The organism is uncultured Gemella sp. (assembly GCF_963529685.1).
In the GTDB taxonomy this organism is placed as follows: domain Bacteria; phylum Bacillota; class Bacilli; order Staphylococcales; family Gemellaceae; genus Gemella.
This window is the reverse complement of record NZ_CAUSAI010000022.1, coordinates 1-22039: the sequence shown is the minus strand read 5'-3', so window position 1 is coordinate 22039 and position 22039 is coordinate 1. Positions and strand designations below refer to the sequence as shown.

The 22039-nt window shown below is 30.8% G+C and carries 15 protein-coding genes and 1 pseudogene; 14 read left to right on the top strand and 2 right to left on the bottom strand.

Annotated features, from left to right (window positions below):
• The first annotated feature begins 1 nt into the window (after position 1).
• From glgP to RWS90_RS04640, 6 genes and pseudogenes are all read left to right on the top strand, one after another.
• On the top strand, positions 2-2257 hold the full coding sequence (glgP, locus tag RWS90_RS04660; protein ID WP_314549084.1) for a glycogen/starch/alpha-glucan family phosphorylase: 2256 nt from the start codon (positions 2-4) through the stop codon (positions 2255-2257).
• Between the two features lie 17 nt (positions 2258-2274).
• Positions 2275-3069: an endonuclease/exonuclease/phosphatase family protein gene (locus RWS90_RS04655; RefSeq protein WP_314549083.1), complete on the top strand. Its 795-nt coding sequence runs from the start codon at positions 2275-2277 to the stop codon at positions 3067-3069.
• Between the two features lie 19 nt (positions 3070-3088).
• Positions 3089-4675: an alpha-glucoside-specific PTS transporter subunit IIBC gene (locus RWS90_RS04650; RefSeq protein ID WP_314549081.1), complete on the top strand. Its 1587-nt coding sequence runs from the start codon at positions 3089-3091 to the stop codon at positions 4673-4675.
• A gap of 444 nt (positions 4676-5119) precedes the next feature.
• Positions 5120-5215: pseudogene (locus RWS90_RS07865) on the top strand (LPXTG cell wall anchor domain-containing protein); the annotation flags it as partial.
• A gap of 512 nt (positions 5216-5727) precedes the next feature.
• Positions 5728-5910: a hypothetical protein gene (locus tag RWS90_RS04645; RefSeq protein ID WP_314549078.1), complete on the top strand. Its 183-nt coding sequence runs from the start codon at positions 5728-5730 to the stop codon at positions 5908-5910.
• Between the two features lie 22 nt (positions 5911-5932).
• The gene (locus tag RWS90_RS04640) at positions 5933-6169 is read left to right on the top strand and encodes a hypothetical protein (protein ID WP_314549076.1); all 237 of its coding nucleotides are present in this window, start codon (positions 5933-5935) and stop codon (positions 6167-6169) included.
• Between the two features lie 51 nt (positions 6170-6220).
• Here the strand turns inward: RWS90_RS04640 and RWS90_RS04635 are convergent, their stop codons facing one another.
• Positions 6221-6424 carry a hypothetical protein gene (locus tag RWS90_RS04635; protein ID WP_314549075.1) on the bottom strand — a complete coding sequence of 68 codons (204 nt, stop codon included), beginning with the start codon at positions 6422-6424 and terminating at the stop codon, positions 6221-6223.
• A 192-nt stretch (positions 6425-6616) separates the two neighbouring features.
• Here RWS90_RS04635 and RWS90_RS04630 point away from each other — a divergent pair, with 192 nt between their 5' ends.
• Together RWS90_RS04630 and RWS90_RS04625 are read left to right on the top strand one after the other, a co-directional pair.
• Entirely contained in the window at positions 6617-6817 is a 201-nt protein-coding gene (locus tag RWS90_RS04630) for a hypothetical protein (protein ID WP_314549073.1), read from the top strand.
• A gap of 715 nt (positions 6818-7532) precedes the next feature.
• The gene (locus RWS90_RS04625) at positions 7533-8651 is read left to right on the top strand and encodes a Fic family protein (RefSeq protein WP_314549071.1); all 1119 of its coding nucleotides are present in this window, start codon (positions 7533-7535) and stop codon (positions 8649-8651) included.
• 190 nt (positions 8652-8841) lie between these two features.
• Here the strand turns inward: RWS90_RS04625 and RWS90_RS04620 are convergent, their stop codons facing one another.
• Positions 8842-9039, bottom strand: coding sequence for a hypothetical protein (locus tag RWS90_RS04620; protein ID WP_314549069.1), 198 nt, complete (start codon positions 9037-9039; stop codon positions 8842-8844).
• Between the two features lie 195 nt (positions 9040-9234).
• On the opposite strand from RWS90_RS04620, the gene mutS reads away from it, so the two are divergent.
• The 6 genes from mutS to RWS90_RS04590 all read left to right on the top strand — a co-directional run.
• Positions 9235-11997 carry a DNA mismatch repair protein MutS gene (mutS, locus tag RWS90_RS04615; RefSeq protein ID WP_314549067.1) on the top strand — a complete coding sequence of 921 codons (2763 nt, stop codon included), beginning with the start codon at positions 9235-9237 and terminating at the stop codon, positions 11995-11997.
• Between the two features lie 5 nt (positions 11998-12002).
• Positions 12003-14126, top strand: coding sequence for a DNA mismatch repair endonuclease MutL (gene mutL / locus RWS90_RS04610; RefSeq protein ID WP_314549066.1), 2124 nt, complete (start codon positions 12003-12005; stop codon positions 14124-14126).
• Between the two features lie 8 nt (positions 14127-14134).
• The gene (miaA, locus tag RWS90_RS04605) at positions 14135-15031 is read left to right on the top strand and encodes a tRNA (adenosine(37)-N6)-dimethylallyltransferase MiaA (RefSeq protein ID WP_314549064.1); all 897 of its coding nucleotides are present in this window, start codon (positions 14135-14137) and stop codon (positions 15029-15031) included.
• Between the two features lie 383 nt (positions 15032-15414).
• Positions 15415-17085, top strand: a complete 1671-nt coding sequence (locus RWS90_RS04600) for a SulP family inorganic anion transporter (protein ID WP_314549062.1) — start codon at positions 15415-15417, stop codon at positions 17083-17085.
• Between the two features lie 300 nt (positions 17086-17385).
• Positions 17386-17769, top strand: coding sequence for a hypothetical protein (locus RWS90_RS04595; RefSeq protein WP_314549060.1), 384 nt, complete (start codon positions 17386-17388; stop codon positions 17767-17769).
• Positions 17770-18229: 460 nt separating this feature from the next.
• Positions 18230-22039 (top strand): Rib/alpha-like domain-containing protein (locus RWS90_RS04590; RefSeq protein WP_314549059.1); only part of this gene is annotated, 3810 nt, incomplete at its 3' end.

The window sequence follows — 22039 nt, the reverse complement described above, 5'->3', positions numbered from 1 at the left end:
AATGTCATTTAGTAAATATGTATTAGATAATACAAATAAAGAACTAAGTACTTTAGATAACAAAGAAATTTATAAACAATTATTAAACTATGTAAAAGAAGAAGCTGATAAAAAAGCGCACAATAATGATAAGAAAAAAGTTTACTACATTTCAGCAGAATTTTTAATTGGTAAACTATTATCAAACAACCTAATTAACTTAGGAATTTATGAAGAAATTGAAAAAGAATTAAAAGCAGCTAATAAACGTCTTAGCGATGTTGAAGAAGCAGAATTAGAACCATCACTTGGTAACGGTGGTCTTGGACGTTTAGCATCTTGTTTCATCGATTCAATCTCATCATTAGGAATTAATGGTGATGGTGTGGGATTAAACTACCACTGTGGATTATTCAGACAAGTATTTGTTAAAAATGAACAACATGCAGAGCCAAACTTCTGGATTGAAGATTCTTCATGGTTAAGAGATACTGATATTAAATATACAGTGCCTTTTAAAGACTTCAACTTAACATCAACACTAAAAAGAATTGACGTATTAGGATACAAAAAAGATACTAAAAACTATCTAAATCTATTTGATATTGATTCAATTGACAGCAGTATTATTGAAAAAGGAATTAGTTTTGATAAAACTGAAATTGAGAAAAACTTAACATTATTCTTATATCCAGATGATAGTGATAAAAATGGTGAATTACTACGTATTTACCAACAATACTTCATGGTATCAAACGCAGCTCAATTAATCTTAGATGAAGCTATCGCTAAAGGAAGTAATGTTCATGATTTATACGAATATGCATATGTTCAAATCAATGATACTCACCCAAGTATGGTAATTCCTGAATTAGTACGTTTGTTAACTGAAAAACATGGAATTAAATTTGAAGAAGCGTACACAATCGTTCAAAAAATGACTGGTTACACAAACCACACTATCTTAGCTGAAGCATTAGAAAAATGGCCATTAGAATTCTTAGAAGAAGTAGTGCCACACTTAGTAAAAATTATTAAAAAATTAGATGCTGTTATTAGAGAAAAATATGAAGGTGAAGATATTCAAATCATCGATAAAGATGACAGAGTACACATGGCAAACATGGATATTCACTTCTCTAACAGTGTAAACGGGGTTGCTTACCTACACACAGAAATCCTTAAAAACTCTGAGTTAAAACACTTCTATGAATTATACCCAGAGAAATTTAACAACAAAACAAACGGTATTACATTCAGACGTTGGTTAGAGTTTTCTAATAGACCATTAGCAGCTTACTTAAAAGATCTAATTGGTGATGAGTACTTAACAGATGCAACTAAATTAGAAAAATTACTAGCATTTGTAGACAGCAAAGAAGTAGCAGCTAAGTTAGAAGAAATCAAACATGAGAACAAACTTGTTCTTAAAGAATACCTAAAAGAAACTCAAGGTATCGAATTAGATGAAAACAGTATTATCGATACACAAATCAAGAGATTCCACGAATATAAACGTCAACAAATGAACGCTTTATATGTAATCAAAAAATACTTAGACATTAAAAATGGAAAATTACCAGAAAGAAAAATCACAGTATTCTTCGGTGGTAAAGCTGCTCCAGCTTACATTATTGCACAAGATATCATTCACTTAATTCTATGTCTATCAGAATTAATCAACAATGATCCAGAAGTAAATAAATACTTAAATGTATTCTTAGTAGAAAACTATAACGTAAGTGTTGCAGAAAAATTAATTCCAGCAACTGATATAAGTGAACAAATCTCATTAGCTTCTAAAGAAGCAAGTGGAACAGGTAACATGAAATTCATGCTAAACGGAGCTTTAACACTAGGAACTCTAGACGGAGCTAACGTGGAAATTGACGAACTAGTTGGCCGTGAAAATATCTACATTTTCGGTAAGGAAAGTGATGAAATCATTAAACTTTATGAAACTGCTGGATATGTTTCAAAAGAATACTATGAAAAAGACGGTGTTAAAGAAGTTGTAGACTTCATCGTTTCTAAAGAGTTAGTAAAACTTGGAAATAAAGAAAGATTAGAAAGATTATACAACGAACTACTTAACAAAGACTGGTTCATGACACTTATTGACTTTGAGGAATATTACGCTAAGAAAGAAGAAATGTTAGCAGACTACGAAAATCGTGAATTATGGATGAAGAAAGTTATTTCTAACATCGCAAAAGCAGGATTCTTCTCATCTGACCGTACAATTGCTCAATACAACGAAGATATTTGGAATAAATAAAAAGAAGGGAACATATTATGAAACTATTAACAATTAATGTTCACAGTTGGTTAGAAGAAAATCAACTTGAAAAACTTAATATTTTAGCGAAAACTATCGTAGAAAAAAAATATGATGTAGTAGCGATGCAAGAAGTAAATCAGTTGATTAATAGTGCAGATGTTCATGATGGTATAAAAGAAGATAATTTTGGAAAATTATTATTAGATAAAATTAAGGAATATGGGGAAGATGGATACAGCTACTACTGGACATACTCTCACATAGGATTTGATAAATTTGAAGAAGGACTAGCAATATTAGCTAAAGGTGAAGTTGTTGCCGTAGAGGATTTTTACTGTACGGCACAACAAACTGTAACTTCTATCGAATCAAGAAAAATTTTAAAAGTTGATCTTAAAGTAAATGATGAGATCGTAGAATTTTACAGTTGTCATATGAATTTGCCAACTTGTAAAGGGGAAGACATAGATCAAAATCTTAGCAACCTAATTAATTATACAAATAACAAAAATCTTAAAGTTTTCATGGGGGATTTCAATACAGACTATTTCCATCAAGTAGATGATTATAAAAATATACTTGATAAAGGATTATATGATACGTATGAATTAGCCGAGGAAAAAGACGGGGGAATAACTGTATATAAAAATATAAGTGGTTGGGAAGATTCTATGTGTCAGAAAAAATTGGATTATGTATTTATTAATAAAAAAATGAATGTTAAAGAAAGTTTTGTTATATTTAATGATGATAATTATCCAATTATTTCTGATCATAATGGTTTAGAAGTAACATTAGCAGAAAAATAAAAAAAAGGAGGAAAATGTTATGTTACAAAAAATTCAGCGTTTTGGAGGCGCTATGTTAATGCCATCTATTATGTTCGCATTCTTCGGATTAGTAGTTGGATTAACTTCAATCTTTAAAAACCCTAACTTAGTAGGGAGCATCGCGACAGAAGGTACTCTTTGGTACAACTTCTGGTTCGTAGTAGAGCAAGGAGGATGGACAATCTTCAATCAAATGCCAGTAGTATTCGCACTTGGTATTCCAATCGGTCTTGCTAAAAAAGCAAACGGTCGTGCAGCATTAGAAGCGTTCTTAATCTACATGGTTTTCAACTACTTCATCAACGGATTCTTAACTCAATTCAAATTCTTTGGAGTAGATGTAACACCAGCTCTTAAATTACCTACTGGTATTACAAGAATCGCTGGAGCAATCACATTAGATACTTCAATCATCGGTTCTATTGTTATTGCATCTATCTCAGTATGGATTCACAATAAATACTTTGACAAAAAACTTCCTGAATTACTAGGAATTTTCCAAGGGTCAACATTCGTTATCTTAGTTGGTTTCCTAATCATGATTCCAGCTGCATTTGTAACAGCTTTATTATGGCCTAAAGTTCAATTAGGAATCGCTGCTTTACAAGGATTCTTAAAAGTTTCAGGAATTGCAGGGGTATTCACTTACACATTCCTAGAAAGAATTTTAATCCCAACAGGATTACACCACTTCATCTATGGACCATTCATGTTTGGACCAGCAGTAGTAGAAAATGGAATCACAGCTTACTGGGTACAACACATTCAAGAGTTCTCTCAAAGCTCAACTCCATTAAAAGAGCTATTCCCTCAAGGTGGATTCTCATTACACGGTAATTCAAAAGTATTTGGTTTACCAGCAGCAGCTTTAGCTATGTATGTAACAGCTAAAGACAGCAAGAAAAAAGTTGTAGCAGGGTTATTAATCCCAGCAGCACTTACAGGTTTCTTAACAGGAATCACTGAACCAATCGAGTTCACATTCTTATTCGCAGCACCAATGTTATTCGCTACTCACGCAGTATTAGGTGCATTAATGTCAGCAACTATGTACCAATTTGGAGTTGTAGGTAACTTCGGAAGTGGATTAATCGACTTCTTAGCTCTTAACTGGTTACCAATGTTCAAAAACCACTCATCTCAAGTATTCGTTCAAATCGCAATTGGATTAGTATTCTCAGTAATCTACTTCTTCGTATTTAGATTCTTAATCCTTAAATTCCAATTAAACACACCAGGACGTGAAGCAGATGATGCTGAAACTAAACTTTACTCTAAACAAGAGTACCGTGAAAAAGGTAAAGAAGCAGCTAAACCAGAAGTTAGAGATGATGCAGCTACTCACGATGATCAAGCAGTTATCATTTTAGAAGGTTTAGGTGGTAAAGATAACATCGTAGACGTTACTAACTGTGTAACAAGACTACGTGTTAACGTTAAAGATGAAAGCCTAGTTAAAGATGATGAATTCTTAAAACGTTCTGGAGCTCTTGGAGTTGCTCGTAACGGTAAAGCTATTCAAGTAATCATCGGATTCTCTGTTGGACAAGTTAGAGAAGCTTTCGAAAAAGAATTACATAAATAAGATTATAAATAAAAAAGAAATTGACGTAAAAGTCAGTTTCTTTTTTTATGTCCAAAATAGAGTTTAAATGTGAATAATTAGTTTTTACTAAATACGGGATGTAGTTTGGATTATACTGATTTTCTATGTGTAGAATTAATAAAGAGTTATTTTAAAAGTAGCTTATCGTTACAAATTTGTAACTTTTATAAAGAAAAGTACTATAAAAATGCTAGAAACATCCAATTTTGTAATGTTTTGTAACTTAAATAAGTTTTTATAGTAAAATATAGTTGTCTTATTATATTGACGATTCGATTATTTTTATTCCGAGTTTATCACTTGGGAAGAAAAATAATAGACAGAAACTCAGTAATCCTACGAGAAGAAGTCTATTATTTTTTTATTTTATCTTATGAAGTTAAATCTTAAGGGAAGGTAGAAAATAAGGAAGAAAGGAAAGCTTTACCTAACACAGGATTACAAACAACTTCTTATGGATTATTAGCGACAATCATAGGATTATTTGGAGCTATGGGATTAAGAAGAAAAAATAGATAATATATAATAATTATTTCAAATATGGGGCTGACTCAAAAGTCCTAAAATTTAACAAAATTCATATAAAAACTCATAGAAACATGTGGTTTATTGATATCTAAATTCGCTTTATAAAAGATTTTTAGATATCTAATAAACTGCACGGGAGTGACTCAATAAAATCGATTTTTACGAAATCATGATTTTTGGATCACTCCCTTTTTTAAGTACGCTATTCGTAATATTTTTCTTCAGCCTTTGACTTTGAAAAATAAACGATTACCGTAATCCTTATTTAGAAGATATTACACTCCCTAACTTCTCTTTTCAACTCGATTATATCAAATAAAAATTTAATAATCAATTGTCAAAGGAATTATTCTAAAAAATAGTATGTAGAATATAAATTATTCTGTAATCTATTTTTAGTTTTTGTATTTCTTACAATATAATAGATTGAACGAGATTATTAGTTGAAAAAGTGATATAATTAATTTTAGATAAAAAACAACACGATATATGGAGTATTTCTGATGATAAACAAAGAGGATCTATACAAATTAGATGAACTTTCTCCAGATGGTACATTTACAACCGGAGAAGATATACCAACATATTTAAATATAGGAAAGTTAAGAGAATATGTAAAAGAGAACAATATATCCCTAGATGAATTAACAGAAGAAGAAAAATATAAAATAATGAGTACTTTTTGATTTTAGTAGATGAGGAATAACTATGTTGCTTTTGAAATTGATTAAAATTATTAATAATATTGTTGTATATAATTATTTCCCGGGGAACGCTGAAGATTATGGAACTATAGAGTTGGACTTGAAATCAAGAGAGGCTAGATTAATTAAACGAGCAGATAAATATAAACAAACAATGTATTTAATGCATGCATATCAAGGATTATTGAGAATATTAGATGAAAATGATTTTTCAGATATAAGAGTAGTTGCTTGGTATTAGAAAATGTAAAAGAGAAACACCTGGTAAATTTACCAAGTGTTTTTTATTTTATTACCTAGGGAGTTCAAATCCAGGTGAAGAGATTAGTTCTTCAAACATTTCTTTTGCTTTTCGTGCTATCAACGGAGTGTCTTTTTTGAATTCGCAAATTAATTTCCCATTCTGTATTCTATCAACAATATAAGGTTCAAAAATATCGGATAAATAAATAAATTTCTCAAAATCATTCATTTTATTATAGTCATCATTAAACATATTCTTTAGCCTCTTTCAAAATAATCTTTCATTTATATTATAATCATTTTATACTATGTTTACAACAGGAATTAGTTTTTTGTTGTATTAATCTTTTTGTAATTTGAAAAATGTTATTTTAAATAATGTATATTTTATGAGAAAATGTTATAATTAATTGGATTATATAGAGTATTATAAGGAGAAATATTTATGGTTGATGATAAATTACTATATGAGTTCGATGAATATGCAACAGATAGTAGATATACAGCATCTGAAAATCTTTATCCAGATCTTGATATGGGAAGATTAAGTGAATATATAAAAAATAACAATTTAAGATGGAAAGACTTGACAGAAGAAAAAATAATAGAAATATTAAATATAAGAGGTAAAAATAATAATGTGTAATAAGAAATTATCTGAAAATGATTTTAAAAAGTTCAGTTATTTAAGGCATATACCTAACTGTCATAAAACTGATGAGGAATTTGAAAAGCATTGCTAATTTGCTAAAAGGTTAGGACTTCCAAACTCTGATAGAAATTTAAAAATTAGACCATTACATGAAAAATAAAAGTATTTAGTATAGTTTATAAGTACTTTTATTATAACGGACTGTGATTAACTTATAGAACTATTGGCGCTAGATTTTTTGTTAAGTTTTCACTGATTTTTCAAAAATGATGTGACTACCAAAAGTTCTAAAATTTAACAAAATTCATATAAAAACTCATAGAAACATGTGGTTTATTTATATCTAAATTCGCTTTATAAAAGATTTTTAGATATCTAATAAACTGCACGGGAGTGACTCAATAAAATCGATTTTTACGAAATCACGATTTTTGGATCACTCCCTTTTTAAGTTTCTGTTGTATATGATATTTGTAATATTTTTTCAGACATACAATAATTCCTTGTTTATTTTTCCTTATTTACAACTATTATGTTAGTGTATGTATTTTGTACATTTTTGTACTTAATTATATAATGTATTATTTGTTCTTTTTATAGAAATCAATTTAAAAATACAGATACAAAAGCATTGTAATTCTAATAATAATATATTATAATTAATTATAATACAAAAAAAGGATAAAAATATACTAAGGAGTATAAAAGGATGTTAGAAGGAATAAAAAAATTACCAATAGAAATACAAAATAAAGATGCTATAGAAATCTTTAAGAAATTATCAAGTGTCAATAAAAAAATAGGAAAACTTGACACAATTTTAAGAAAATCGATAGTAAATAAGTCGATATTAAGTTTGCTAACGCTTAATGAATCAGTTCAATCTACTAGAATTGAAGGGACACAAGTTACATTTTATGAAATCATGGAAAATAAAAGTAAAAAAAATAAATCTTGGCAACAAACTGAAGTGCTTAATTATCATAAAGCAATAGAACATGGAGTTAAATTGATAAAAAGTGGTGATGTAATTTCTACCAGAATGATTAAAGAATTACATGCTATTTTAATGGAAGATGCACGAGGAACGGTTTCAAATAAAGGGGAATTTAGAAAGATACAAAACTTTATTGGACCAGATAAAAAAATAGAAAATGCAGTTTATATTCCAATAAATGCAAATTTAATAAATGAATATATGACAAATTTAGAATATTTTATAAATGGAGAATATCATAGAGATTTCGATAAAAAAGTGGGTGAGGATAAAGAATTATTTGATCACCAAATAGATTCACTTCTTAGAATAGCGATAATGCATGCACAATTTGAATCTATTCATCCGTTTTTAGATGGCAATGGTAGATTAGGGCGTATATTAATAGTTTTGATGGCGATAAAAGAAAAAATAATGGAAGCTCCGTTATTTTTCGTTAGTGAAGAGTTAGAAGTGGAAAGAATAAGATATTATAATACTTTAAATGAAACAAGAGGAGAAACGCCAAGTTGGGTAAGTTGGATAATTTTCTTCTTGAATGCAAGTGAAAGAATGGCTAATAAAATTATAGAAAAAATAGAAACTGCAGAAACACTCGCATCTACAGGATTAAATAAATGTAAAACATCAGTTCAATCGGACGTTTGGTTAGCAACATTTAGAGAGCCAATAGCAACAGCAACTGATATAGCCGAGATAACAGGGTACCATAAACAAACGGTAAAAAAAGCATTGGATTACCTTGTTGTTAATAATTTATTAGATAAGGATAAATCGTCTAGAAGAAATATAAAATATTATAACTATGATCTAATCAGAACTATAGGGTAATATTAAAAATTTAAAAGCCTAAGATTATTTTTAGTTTTTTTATAGCTACAGCTATAGTAATATAATATGATTTTGTGAAAAGGTAGTTATAAAGTTGTTCAACAAAACTACTTAATAGAAATATGATGATGACTCAAAAATTGTGATTTTTACGAAATCGCGATTTTTGGGTCACTCTCTTTATATTTTATTACCTAGGAAGTTCAAATCCAGGTGAAGAGATTAAACTTTTAATTTTTTCTTGTGCTTCATAAATTATATCAGGAGTTTCAGCTTTAAAAACTTTTTTCAATTCACCGTTTATTACCTCATAACTAATATAAGGATCGCACATCTTTATTAAATATGAATATTGTTCATATTCATTCATATTTTCTAAGTTAAACATATTCTTTAGCCTCTTTCAAAATAATCTTTCATTCATATTATAATCATTTTATACTATGTTTACAACATAAATTAGTTTTCTTTAGTATTAATTTTTTGTAAATTGAAAAATGTTATTTTAAATTATTTGTGTTTTATGCTAAAATTATATATGTTATGAATACATGGAAAAAATAAAGAGAAAGGAACTTTTGAGATGAAATATACTCCAATGATAGAACAATATCTGAAGATAAAAAAAGACTATCAAGACACGTTTGTATTTTACCGTCTTGGTGATTTTTATGAGATGTTCTTTGAAGATGCGATTAGAGCGTCAAAAATATTAGAAATAACTTTAACTGCTCGGGATGGAGGAGCTGAAAAAATTCCTATGTGCGGAGTTCCATTTCATTCAGCAGCTACTTACATTGATACTTTAGTTAATAACGGGTATAAAGTAGCGATATGTGAACAAGTTTCTGAACCTGGTCAAGGGAAAATCGTAGAACGTAAGGTAGTTCAGGTGATTACACCAGGGACTTACATGAACTACAAAAATTACGATGAGAATAACTTCCTAGGTAGTGCATATGTAAAGGATAATAATATTTACTTCGCATTTTGTGATATTATGACAGGTGATAGTCGTTGTACTGTACTTAAAAATATGACTGACCTACAAGATGAGGTATTAAAAAATAATATTAAAGAGGTAATAAGTATAAAAGATCAAGAGTTGGATATTAGTGCTTATGTTACTGAAGTTGAATTAACTAATGATATTACTAAGGAGAAAACAAGTAATATTACTGATAGCAATCTTCGTATTGCATGTGATGTTCTTTTAGATTATATTGAAAAAACTCAAAATAAAGATATTTCAAGCCTTAAAGATTTTGAAGTATATTTCAAAGATAAGTTTGTTTATATGACGAACTACTCGTTAAAAAACCTAGAAGTTACTCAGAACATGGCTAATGGTGGGAAGAAAGGTTCTCTTCTTAGCATTGTGGATAAAACATCAACCGCAGCGGGTTCAAGAAAATTAAAAAAATGGTTAGAAAATCCATTGCTAGATCTTAAAGAAATTAAAAAACGTCAGGAAATCGTAGAAGATTTTACTAAACATTATTTCGAAAAAGCTGATGTTAAAACTAGTTTGAAAGAAGTATATGACCTTGAGAGAATTTCTACAAAAGTTTCTTATAATATTGTAAGTCCCAAAGAATTATTAAACCTAAAGAAAACATTGGCTCAAATACCAGAAATCAAGAAATTATTATTAGGATTTGAATCTAATAAATTAAAAGATATCGCAGAAAATATCGATGAATTAACAGATTTATACGATTATCTTGAGGCGACAATCCATGAAGAAGCTGGTCAAACAGTTAAAGATGGAAATGTAATTAAATTAGGTTTTAATGAAGAATTAGATAGTTATAAGAATGCTAGTAAAAACGGAAATAGAATATTATTAGAAATCGAAGAACGTGAAAAAGAGAGAACAGGGGTTAAAAATCTAAAAGTTGGATATAATAAGATTTTTGGTTACTTTATAGAAATATCTAAAGTAGGGCTTAAAACTATAGATCCAATAGAACTAGGTTATCATAGGAAACAAACACTTTCTAACTGTGAGAGATTCGTGTCTGAAGAACTAAAAAAAGCTGAAGAACATATCGTGAACTCTAAGACAAAAATTGAAGAGTTAGAATTACAATTATTCCAAGAAGTTAAGACGAAAATCCATAATTATATCGTGAGATTACAAAAAGTTGCGAATACTTTAAGTGATATTGATGTGTTCGTTTCATTATCTGATGTGGCAGAAGAATATGGTTATGTAAAACCTGAATTCAATGATAATAATATTATTGATATTGTTGATGGTCGCCATCCGATTGTTGAGAGAAATGTGAGTGCTGATAGTTATATTAGTAATGATTGCAAAGTAGATAAAGATAATAATATCTTGCTTATTACAGGGCCGAATATGTCTGGTAAATCTACTTATATGAGACAACTTGCTCTTATAGTGATTCTTGCACAAATTGGGTCATTTGTTCCAGCGACTTCTGCAAATTTACCGATTTTCGATAAAATATTTACGAGAATAGGTGCGAGTGATGATTTAGCTGGAGGTAAATCAACGTTTATGGTTGAGATGATTGAGGCGAAGAATGCTTTAGTTGAATCTACTGCAAATTCATTATTAATTTTTGATGAGATTGGTCGTGGAACTTCAACTTATGACGGTATTGCCTTAGCTCAATCAATCCTAAAATATATTAATAACACAATTAAATGTAAAACATTATTCTCAACTCACTATCATGAGCTTACAAAGTTAGAAAATATTACCCAGGGAATAAAAAATATTCACGTTTCTGCGAAAGAAGATCATGGAAAGCTAATTTTCTTATATAAAATTAATGAAGGACCTATCGAAAAGAGTTATGGTATTCATGTAGCCAAGCTTGCTCATCTACCAGAAGATGTTATCGTAGGAGCTAATGAAATCTTAAGAGAATTAGAAAGTGGTACTAAAGGTAGTGAGGACCTTGTTGATAATGCTAGATACGATAAAGTATTATTAAGTGATGCTTCATCGCAAGAATCTGAAGAAAAACTAAGAGAAAAAATACGTCAAGAACTAGAAAAAGAATATAGTAGTAAAGTAGTTAAAGAAGAGACTGGAAAAATAGATGAGGAGACTTTAAGATTACAACTTCGTCAAGAATTAGAAAAAGAATTTAAAGAAGAGTTAGAGAAAACTATTAGAAAACAATTAAAAGTCGAAGAAAAATCAGGGAAAAACTATGCGAAATTACAATTGGATTTCGATGGTGATAATGAGAAATTTGATGAAATTAAAAAGCAATTAGAAGGTGTAAATTTCTTAGAAACAACACCAATGCAGGCTTTCAATCTTCTATATGAATTACAACGAAAAATAAGTGAGGATGTGGAATAAATTAAATGGGAAAAATAAATATATTATCTGCAGAATTATCAAATAAAATAGCGGCGGGCGAAGTAGTCGAAAGACCTTCTTCTGTTGTAAAAGAGCTTGTTGAGAACTCTATTGATGCAGGGAGTACTAATATCAAAGTTATAATTAAAGAATTTGGTGTTCAACAAATTAGAATTATTGACAACGGTAGTGGTATTACTAATGATGATTTGGCACGTGCATTTTTACGACATGCGACTAGTAAAATAAGTGCTGACTATGATTTATTTCACATAGAAACTTTAGGTTTTAGAGGTGAGGCATTAGCGAGTATTTCATCTGTGAGTAAAGTAGTAATTAAGAGTTGTGCAGGAGAAGCGCAAGGAAAGATGTTAGTTCTTGAAGGCGGAAAAGTAGTTTCTGAGGAATATTACGCACCTATTAAAGGAACTGATTTAAGTGTAGAAAATTTATTCTACAATACACCAGCAAGGTTAAAATATCTACGTAATCCACATACAGAACAAGCTAATATTACTAATATTATTCATAAGTTCGCCTTATCTTATCCTAATGTAGCTTTCGAGCTTCATGTAGATGGGAAGATTACCTTTAAAACATATGGTGATGGTGATGTTCATAAGATTTTATCTAAAATCTATAATATGAGTGTCGCTAGAAATATGATAGAATTTAGTGGTAGTAACGATGATTACAAAGTATTTGGTTATATCTCTGTACCAGAAGAGACAAGAGCTAGTAAGAACTATATAAATATTTTTATCAATGGTCGTTATATTAAAAACTATGGAATTCAAAATGCTATTATCGATGCTTATGGCACATTATTAATGATAAACAGGTATCCATTATGTGTAATTAATATAGCAATGGATCCAATTTTATTAGATGTTAACGTGCATCCTACTAAACAAGAAGTTAGACTTTCTAAAGAAGCGGAGTTAATACGTCTAATAAAAGAAGTTATCGCTGAAAGACTAAGTAATTATACGTATATTCCACAAGGAATGAATAATGTTCTTACGAAAAAAGAAAAAGCGAAAATCGAAAAAATAAATTTCTTAGATGAACTAGATAATAAGTTTGGAAATGAAGAAGATGAGGACAGTTTTTTAGAAAAATTCGATGAGGTTCAAAGCAGCGCTGACGGTGATAGTATTTTCATAAATGAGCAAAAAGAGCCTACAAGTCATGTTATCCGTGAAGATGAGTTCCTTTTTGGAGGAGATTTGTTAACGAATTCTGGTGAAGAAAAAACACCAGTGCAAACTAAAGAAAATACATTTAATCAAAGAAGTAAAACTCAGAGAATTAAGAGCGATTTACCGGATTTAAGTTATAGTTCACATCCTCGTGACAATAGAAATAAGTATAGCGATAAACCTACTAAAAAAGAGATAGAGAACTTCATGAATTTCTCTAAAAAAGAAAATGACGCGAGTTATGATATTAGTGCCGAAGAAGTAATCTCTAATGTAGTGAAAGATGATAGTCACTTTAATGAAATTAAAGATGTAAAAATTGTTCAAGATGATGATACAAAAGTTCGTACACTCCCTGATTTAAAAGTGTTGGCACAAATCTTTAAAACTTATATCTTATCAGAAGCGGATAATAAGCTATTTTTAATAGATCAGCACGCAGCTGCTGAAAGATATAATTATGAGAAACTACAACGTGAATTTATCGAAAGAAAGAACTATAAAAAACAAATGTTAATACCACTTATGTTTGATTTTTCTGTAGAAGAAGCGGTTGAGGTTCGTAATAATTTAGAAAAATTTGAAGAGCTTGGTATTGTTTTTGAGGAGTTTGGAGATAATTCTTATGTTGTTCGCGAGTTTCCTGGTTGGATAGAAAAAGATGAAGAGCAAATGATAAAAATTATTGTAGAGAAAGTTCTAAGAAATAACAATATAACTTTTAACGAATTAAGAAATGATGCAATTGCGATGGCAAGTTGTAAAATGTCTATAAAAGCAAATCAAGTCCTTACAGATGTAGAGATGAATAAAGTAATAAGTGACCTTTACGAATGCAAGAATCCATTTACGTGTCCACATGGTCGTCCGATAATCACAAAAATGGAGAAAAAAGATTTAGAAAAAATGTTTAAGCGTATAGTGTAGGAGGTAAGATGGAAAAAATACCTTTAATAGCGATAGTAGGACCAACTGCAGTTGGGAAAACGGTACTTAGTATAGAACTGGCAAAAGAGTTCAACTGTGAAATAATCTCTATAGATAGCGTTCAAATTTACAAGAAGTTTGATATAGGTTCTGCAAAGGTGAAAAAAGAAGAGATGGATGGGGTAGTTCACCATTTAATAGATGAATTAGAACCTACTGATACTTGTTCTGTCTATGATTTTCAAAAGCTGGCACGTAAGAAAATTGAAGAAATACATAGTCGAGGCAAGATGCCATTATTAATAGGTGGTACTGGTTTTTATATGAATGCGGTACTTAATAATTATGAGTTTACTGATTTAGAGGAAAAAACTTATGATATAGATGTAGATATGGCAAGAGAATATCTAAAAGAGAACTATCCAGACACATATAATACAATTGACCTAGAAAATCACCGTCGTGTAATCAATGCATATAATTATGTAATGAATGAGAAAAAATCTGTAACAACAAACAACAATGGTGATACTGTTCTAGATTGTTATAATCCATTTTTAATAGTTCTTAATACCGAAAGAGAAGTTCTATACAATCGTATTAATAAGCGAGTTGAATTGATGTTTGAAGAAGGGCTTGAGCAGGAAGTAAGAGGGATTATTGATAAGTATGGTACAGAACTGCAGGCTCTAGGAGCGATAGGATATAAGGAGATGATTTCGTATCTTAAGGGTAATGTTTCTAAAGAAGACACTATTGCAGCTATTTCTCAGAATTCACGCCGTTATGCAAAACGTCAGTTAACATGGTTTAGAAATAAAATGGATGGAACTTGGTATGATACTGCTAAAAAGGAACTCGTGGTAGATATTATAAGAGATATCAAGGGGAAATTTAGGGAGTGACTCAAAAATCGTGATTTCTAGAAACAAGATTTTGTCGAGTCACTCCCGCACAGTTTATTAGATATCTAAAAAGCTTTCATAAAACGAATTTAGATATCAATAAACCACTGCGTCTATGAGTTTTCTTGTAATTTTTTTAAAAATCTAGAACGTTTAGAGCAACCTCTCTTTTAAAGTTTATAACAAATAAATTTATTATATAATAGATTAAACTCTAGTTGTGAGAAGATATATTATGAGATTTTAAAATATTTCAAGAGTACTTCTGATTTAACTAGAGTTTTTCTTCGTTATGTGCTAAACTAGTAATACTAAAGATTCTCAGGAAATAGTAGGAGAAGATGAATTCATTTAAGTATCTTAAGCCCAAGTTGTTTAGTGTAATGAAAAATTATACAAAGGAACAATGCTTGAAAGATATAATTGCTGGTTTGATAGTAGCTGTTATAGCATTGCCTTTATCGATTGCATCTGGAGTTAACCCGGAACAAGGTCTTTATACTGCGATTATAGCAGGTTTTTTTATTTCATTTTTAGGTGGGAGTAGGGTTCAGATTGGTGGACCTACTGCAGCATTTGTCGTTATTATTTATGGAATTATAGCTGAACACGGGATTGCAGGATTAACTGTTGCAACACTGATGGCAGGAGTTATGTTAATCTTGATGGGATTATTTCACTTTGGTGACTTGATTAAATTTATTCCGAAAACAATTACTATAGGGTTTACTTTAGGAATCGCAATGGGAATAGTTGTAGGTCAAATTAAAGATTTCTTAGGATTAAGTATGGGGGCAGTTCCTGCAGAGTTTATTGGAAAGATAGTTGCGTATAGTCATAATATAAAAAGTATAAGTTTTATAACTTTAGCAATAGGTATTCTTGCGATACTAATCCAAGTATTTTGGCCAAAAGTCTCTAAGAAAATACCGGGTTCTTTAATCGCAATACTAGTTACAACATTTTTAGTAGCTATTTTCAAATTACCGGTAAAAACTATTGGTGATCTATATACGATTAAAGCAGGGCTTCCTAGTTTTACAATGCCTACAATTTCGTTCTCTCTAGTTAGGGAGATGATGTTACCTGCATTTACAATCGCAATATTGGCAGCTATAGAGTCACTATTATCAGCCGTAGTGTCTGATGGTATGACAGGTAGTAAGCATAAATCTAATGCGGAATTAGTAGCTCAAGGTGTAGGGAGCCTTATGTCGGCACTTTTTGGTGGTATTCCTGCGACAGGTGCAATTGCGAGAACGGCAGCTAACGTAAAAAATGGAGGTAGAACTCCAGTAGCTGGAATGGTACACGCATTTACCCTATTATTAATACTGTTATTTTTAATGCCATATGCGTCATATATACCGATGAGCTGTTTAGCTGCTATATTAATAATCGTAGGTTATAATATGAGTGGATGGCGTACTTGTATACGTATGTTAAAAACTGCACCGAAGAGTGATACTGCTGTGTTGATTATTACTTTTTTATTAACGCTATTCTTCGATTTAGTAATTGCGATAGAATTTGGTATGGTACTAGCGGCGTTCTTATTCTTAAAACGTATATCTGATATTGCAGAAGTTAGACAGTGGACGTATAAAGGTTCATCTGATGAAGATAAACTGTCAGAAGAAGTTGACTTAAAATATGTTCCTAAAAATACAATTGTTTATGAAATATTTGGAGCATTATTCTTCGGAGCAGCAAATGTATTTACTAATTTTGAACATGGTGAAGGAAAAAATGTTTTGATTATACGAATGCGTAATGTTCCTGTTATGGATATTTCAGGATTAGAAGTGCTTGAAGAAATATTAGAAACGTGTCAAAAACGTGGTTTAACATTAATATTATCGCACGTAAATGAACAGCCTTATCATGTTATGGAAAAAGCTGGGTTTATCGAAAAAATTGGTAAAGAGAATCTATGTGAAAATATCGATTCATCTTTAGAAAGAGCAGAGAAGCTAGGGAAAATACAAGGGGATATAATTAAAAGAATCTTACTGAGTGAAGTTAGTATGAGAATATATACTTCTGGCATATAATAATTAAAGTAGGTTAAATCTAGAATAATATTTTAAGTAAATTTTAATTATAATTTTAATTTCATATAAGGTTTACCATATACAATATAATCATACCAAACTTAATAATATTTTTTTAAAAAATATATGGGACTGATAATTTTATCAGTCCCTTTCTCTATTTCTAAGACTTCTTAGTTTTGAATTGGTATAGTATATGGTGAAGATTAATTTATAACAATTTTTTATGATGAGTTATTTATATGGGTAATTTTTTGTACAGGTAATATAGTATAATAAATTTAAATGGAGGTGAATACTATGAATTCAGAAATTTTATTAGAAATATTTTCATTGATATTCTGTATTTTTTATTTGATGGTATTTGGAATATCTAGAGAGATGATTAAAAAAGAGAAAGTACTTTTAGAAAATTTATCGGATGAAGAAATACGAAGTATGAGGAAGAAGAATACTAACTCGGGAATATTTTTGATGGTAAATTTTGTATTAGCAATTTTATGTTGTATCTATCTAGTTCTTTCAATAGTAAATAAAGGACTGTTAATAGATTTCTTTGGGGAGACGCTAAATAAAGTAGTAAATTCAATTATTATTGTAATTATATTATTACCACACTTATTGGAACGTATTAATGTTATTCGTCGTTACAATAAGGTGAAACAAAAAATAGAGAGCAAATAGGATATAATAAATTTTAAGACAATTAGTAAAATATTTACTGATTGTCTTAAAAATTTTTTGAGGAGATTAGGTGTATATCATGGTTGTCATATAATAAATAAAGTGTTAAAATTGTAGTTTATATTATTATGGATTTAGTAATTTTTTTTAGTAAAAGAATTTTTCTAAGATAGTAAAATTTTATTTTATTTTTTTATGTATTTATCACGCATATATATATATAGTAATGTGAAATTGTTTGCTATATAATATTACAATACAAGTACAAATTAATTATTATTTTCATCTAGAGAATATTAAATTATTTAAAGTATATTTAAAGTATAAATAGTATAATACATAATTGGAAACATAGGTAAATAGGGTTAACTGTTTATAAATGGCTATTTATTATGTATAACTTTAGTTATAGAATTGTTTTTATTTATCTTTAAGCAATAAAAAGGAAGGAGAAACGCAAGTGATAGGAAAAAACAATAAATATTTGAGGGACACGAAAAGTGGAGTAAAAGTAGAAACATACTCTATAAAAAAGTTCAAAGTTGGTGCTGCTTCGGTCGTTATAGGAGCTAGTATCTTCTTTGGTGCAGCTGGAGTAGCTAGTGCTGCGGAAGTATCTGGGGACAAAACAGAAAAAAATATAGCTGTTGAGAAAGTAACTAGTTCAACTGATGAAAAAGCAGATGTTCTAAATAATAAAATCTCAGCAGAAAAAGAAGTCGTAAAACCTGTCACAAAAGATGGAGAGGCAACTAATGCTACTTCAACAGTAAATAACAATGCTAATGCCGATAAAAAAGTAGAGAAAAAGGCATTAGATAAAAATAAATTACAAATTAATATTGAAAAAGTAGAGGAACTGTTAGAAAAAATAAATAAAGAAAAAGCCTCTGCTTCTACATTAGCAGCTATTAAAATAGATTTAGAAAATGCTAAAAATATACTTAATAGTACTAGCGCTGAGCTAACACAAGCCGAAATTGATGCACTAGTTAAAAAACTTAGTGAGAAAATCTTTGTATTATCTTCAATGCCGAAGGCTAATGCTCCTGAAAAAGTAGTAAAAGAAGGGAAAAACACGATTGCTAATACTGGATCTCATGATTCACGTAATGGAAATAAAATTGAAGAAGGTTCTCATAATAGAGCAGCTTCAATTTCTCCAACATGGGATTCAAGTGATAACTTTTTAATTTATCAACGTCACCGTGCAAGTGATGGAAGCAGAGTCGTTAGAAATGGATTAACAGAATATACTGAAAATAAAGTAGATATGTTTGCTAAAATGACAACCATTGGTGGAGAACGTTATGTAGTGTATGATGTTTTCTTCAATAATAATGCTACCGGAATGGCACAATTAAGTAGGTATCAAATCTACCGATTAATTTTACCACCTCAAATTTTAGATTTGAATAGCGATGGTACTTATAAAGGTAATACTTTAAGAGATTTGAAATTTGAAACTTATACAAGAAATGGTGACTCTGGGACTCTGTCTCAAAATCCAGAAAGATTTACTAGAACGGCTTCTTATAATGTTAATTTCTTAAACAATTCAGTTGATTATGGTTCAGGCTGGAGAAGATTAACGTATTTCAACGCTTTAGATATTAGACATGGGGCAGAATATAATGGAGATATGCGTGATACATTTAAAGGAAATAGTAATGATCCACTTTTAATCCATGCGGTAACAAGAACGGAAAGTAAATATAATCGATGGTCATATGGATTTGGGGTTAAAACAGAGGACAAAACGTCTGCTGTACATATGCAGGTTAAAGCTAAGTTGAGAGCTGGAGTAACAGATGAACAGGTAAGAGATGCGTTTGCATTAGCAGTTGTTGGTACATTTGGAGCAACTACTAACCAAGCATATACATTCATTTCAGGACGAGATGCAAATGAACCGAAATATACAGATTATCCAGATCAACCAGTACAACCAACATTAAGAGAAAAACAAGCAAAACTATATCCTATCCAAGGTAGTTCTCATACAAAAGTTGTGGGAGATACCATTCCAAACACAGGTAATCCTGTAGCGGATAAATATATTACGCGTAAGGGTAGTGGAGATTTCCCTGCTGGAATGAGCTGGAGTTGGAAAGATAACACTGCTCCAAGTACAGCAAATGCTGGGAAGTTTACTTATACTGCAGTTGCAAGTTATCAAGATGGTTCAACATCGGAAGATGCAAATTCAGGGTCAGATGGAAGAGTTTACTTTACGATTAACCCTAAAAAACCGACGATTACAACTAGCGTAGTGAACAAAAAAGGCTTAGCAAATCAAACAATAGAAGTTAATGTAGGTAGCGGGGTTAAAAACGGCTCTGTTGTAAAATTATACGATGGAGATCGTGTAATTGGACAAGGGACATCTAATGGAACAACTGCAAGAATTACGGTATCAGAAGCTTTACCAGGAAATCCTCTTAAAGCTGAAACAACGGTTGATAGTGGTGGGATTGTAGTTTCTGAGAAAAGTGATCCAGTTACACCAACAGAAGCACCAGATACACAACCACCAACATTAGCTATTACACCAGCTAATCAGACAGTAGTTGAAGGACAAAATGTAACCTTTACAGTAACAGCAAGAGATAATAAACATGTTAATCTTAATGCTAATGATTTTCTAACAAAATATGGTACTAGGGTCTTTTCAGGGAAAGCATCTATAACTTCACCAACAGACACTGAAACTGAAAAAGTAAGAACTATTACGATTACAACAACAGCAGAAGATGTTGGTAAGACTAATACAATTACTTTCAATGCTACGGATAATGCTAATCATAGCGCGACACCAGTGAGCTTTACTTTTACTGTAACTAGACGTGACAACATACCGCCAACAATTACAGCAGGTGATGCTACAGTAACTAAAAATGAACCAATCACGCCAATTTCTGTAACAGCTGTAGATAATCCAGGTGGAGTAGGAATGCGTGATAATAATCCGATTGAAGTAACAGGATTACCATCAGGATTAACATATGCGAATAATCGAATTACAGGAACACCAACCGGAGCACCAGGAAATAGTACAGTAACCATCAAAGCCTATGACAAGAATGGGAATATGGCTCCAAAAACAATCACCATTACAGTACGAAGCCAGGCGGACGCTCACAATCCGACAGCGACAGGATTAACTGTAAACCAAAACCATACCATCACTGATGATGAATTAAAAGCAAAAGTAAGTAACTATGCACCAGGAACATTATCAATTGTAAGCAAACCATCAACAGCGAATGCAGGAAATGCAGGAAATGCGGTAGTGAAAGTAACATACCCAGATGGAACGATTGACAATGTCAATGTACCAGTTACAGTAACAGACGTAACAGGACCAACAATTACAGCAGAAAGTGCAACAGTAACAAAAAATGAATCTATTACGGCAATTCCAGTAAGAGCTGTAGATAATACAGGCGGAGTTGGAATGCGCGACAATAATCCGATTGAAGTAACTAATTTACCAGCAGGATTAACATATGCGAATAATCAGATTACAGGAACACCAACAGCAGGAATAGGGTACTATACTGTAACAATTAAGGCATACGATAAAAACAATCGTTCTACTACAAAACAAATTAGAATTACCGTACAAGGTCAATCGGAAAAATACAATCCAACAGGAACGGGATTAACTGTAACCCAAAACCATACAATTACAGATGATGAATTGAAAGCAAAAGTAAGTAACTATGCACCAGGAACATTATCAATTGTAAGTAGACCATCAACAGCTACAGCAGGAAATGCAGGAAATGCGGTAGTGAAAGTAACGTACTCAGATGGAACGTTTGACAATGTAAATGTACCAGTTACAGTAACAGACGTGACAGGTCCAATAATTACAGCGGAAGGAACAACAGTAACAAGCCGTGAACAAATCACCCCAATCTCAGTAACAGCTGAAGATAATCCAGGTGGGGTAGGAATGCGTCAAAATAATCCAATAGAAGTAACAGGATTACCAGCAGGATTAACGTATGCGAACAATCAAATTACAGGAACACCAACTGGACCTGCAGGGAATAGTACAGTAACGATTAAGGCGTATGATAGAAATAATACACCAACAACAAAAGAAATCACAATTACAGTACAAAGCCAAGCGACTAAATACAATCCAACAGGAACAGGATTAACTGTAGAGCAAAACCATACAATTACAGATGCAGAATTATATGGAAAAGTAAGTAACTATGCACCAGGAACATTATCAATTGTAAGCAAACCATCAACA

Coding starts and splice junctions, on each gene's coding strand:
- glgP (WP_314549084.1), top strand. CDS start 2: ATGTCATTTAGTAAATATGTATTAGATAATACAAATAAAGAACTAAGT.
- RWS90_RS04655 (WP_314549083.1), top strand. CDS start 2,275: ATGAAACTATTAACAATTAATGTTCACAGTTGGTTAGAAGAAAATCAA.
- RWS90_RS04650 (WP_314549081.1), top strand. CDS start 3,089: ATGTTACAAAAAATTCAGCGTTTTGGAGGCGCTATGTTAATGCCATCT.
- RWS90_RS04645 (WP_314549078.1), top strand. CDS start 5,728: ATGATAAACAAAGAGGATCTATACAAATTAGATGAACTTTCTCCAGAT.
- RWS90_RS04640 (WP_314549076.1), top strand. CDS start 5,933: ATGTTGCTTTTGAAATTGATTAAAATTATTAATAATATTGTTGTATAT.
- RWS90_RS04635 (WP_314549075.1), bottom strand. CDS start 6,424: ATGTTTAATGATGACTATAATAAAATGAATGATTTTGAGAAATTTATT.
- RWS90_RS04630 (WP_314549073.1), top strand. CDS start 6,617: ATGGTTGATGATAAATTACTATATGAGTTCGATGAATATGCAACAGAT.
- RWS90_RS04625 (WP_314549071.1), top strand. CDS start 7,533: ATGTTAGAAGGAATAAAAAAATTACCAATAGAAATACAAAATAAAGAT.
- RWS90_RS04620 (WP_314549069.1), bottom strand. CDS start 9,039: ATGTTTAACTTAGAAAATATGAATGAATATGAACAATATTCATATTTA.
- mutS (WP_314549067.1), top strand. CDS start 9,235: ATGAAATATACTCCAATGATAGAACAATATCTGAAGATAAAAAAAGAC.
- mutL (WP_314549066.1), top strand. CDS start 12,003: ATGGGAAAAATAAATATATTATCTGCAGAATTATCAAATAAAATAGCG.
- miaA (WP_314549064.1), top strand. CDS start 14,135: ATGGAAAAAATACCTTTAATAGCGATAGTAGGACCAACTGCAGTTGGG.
- RWS90_RS04600 (WP_314549062.1), top strand. CDS start 15,415: ATGAAAAATTATACAAAGGAACAATGCTTGAAAGATATAATTGCTGGT.
- RWS90_RS04595 (WP_314549060.1), top strand. CDS start 17,386: ATGAATTCAGAAATTTTATTAGAAATATTTTCATTGATATTCTGTATT.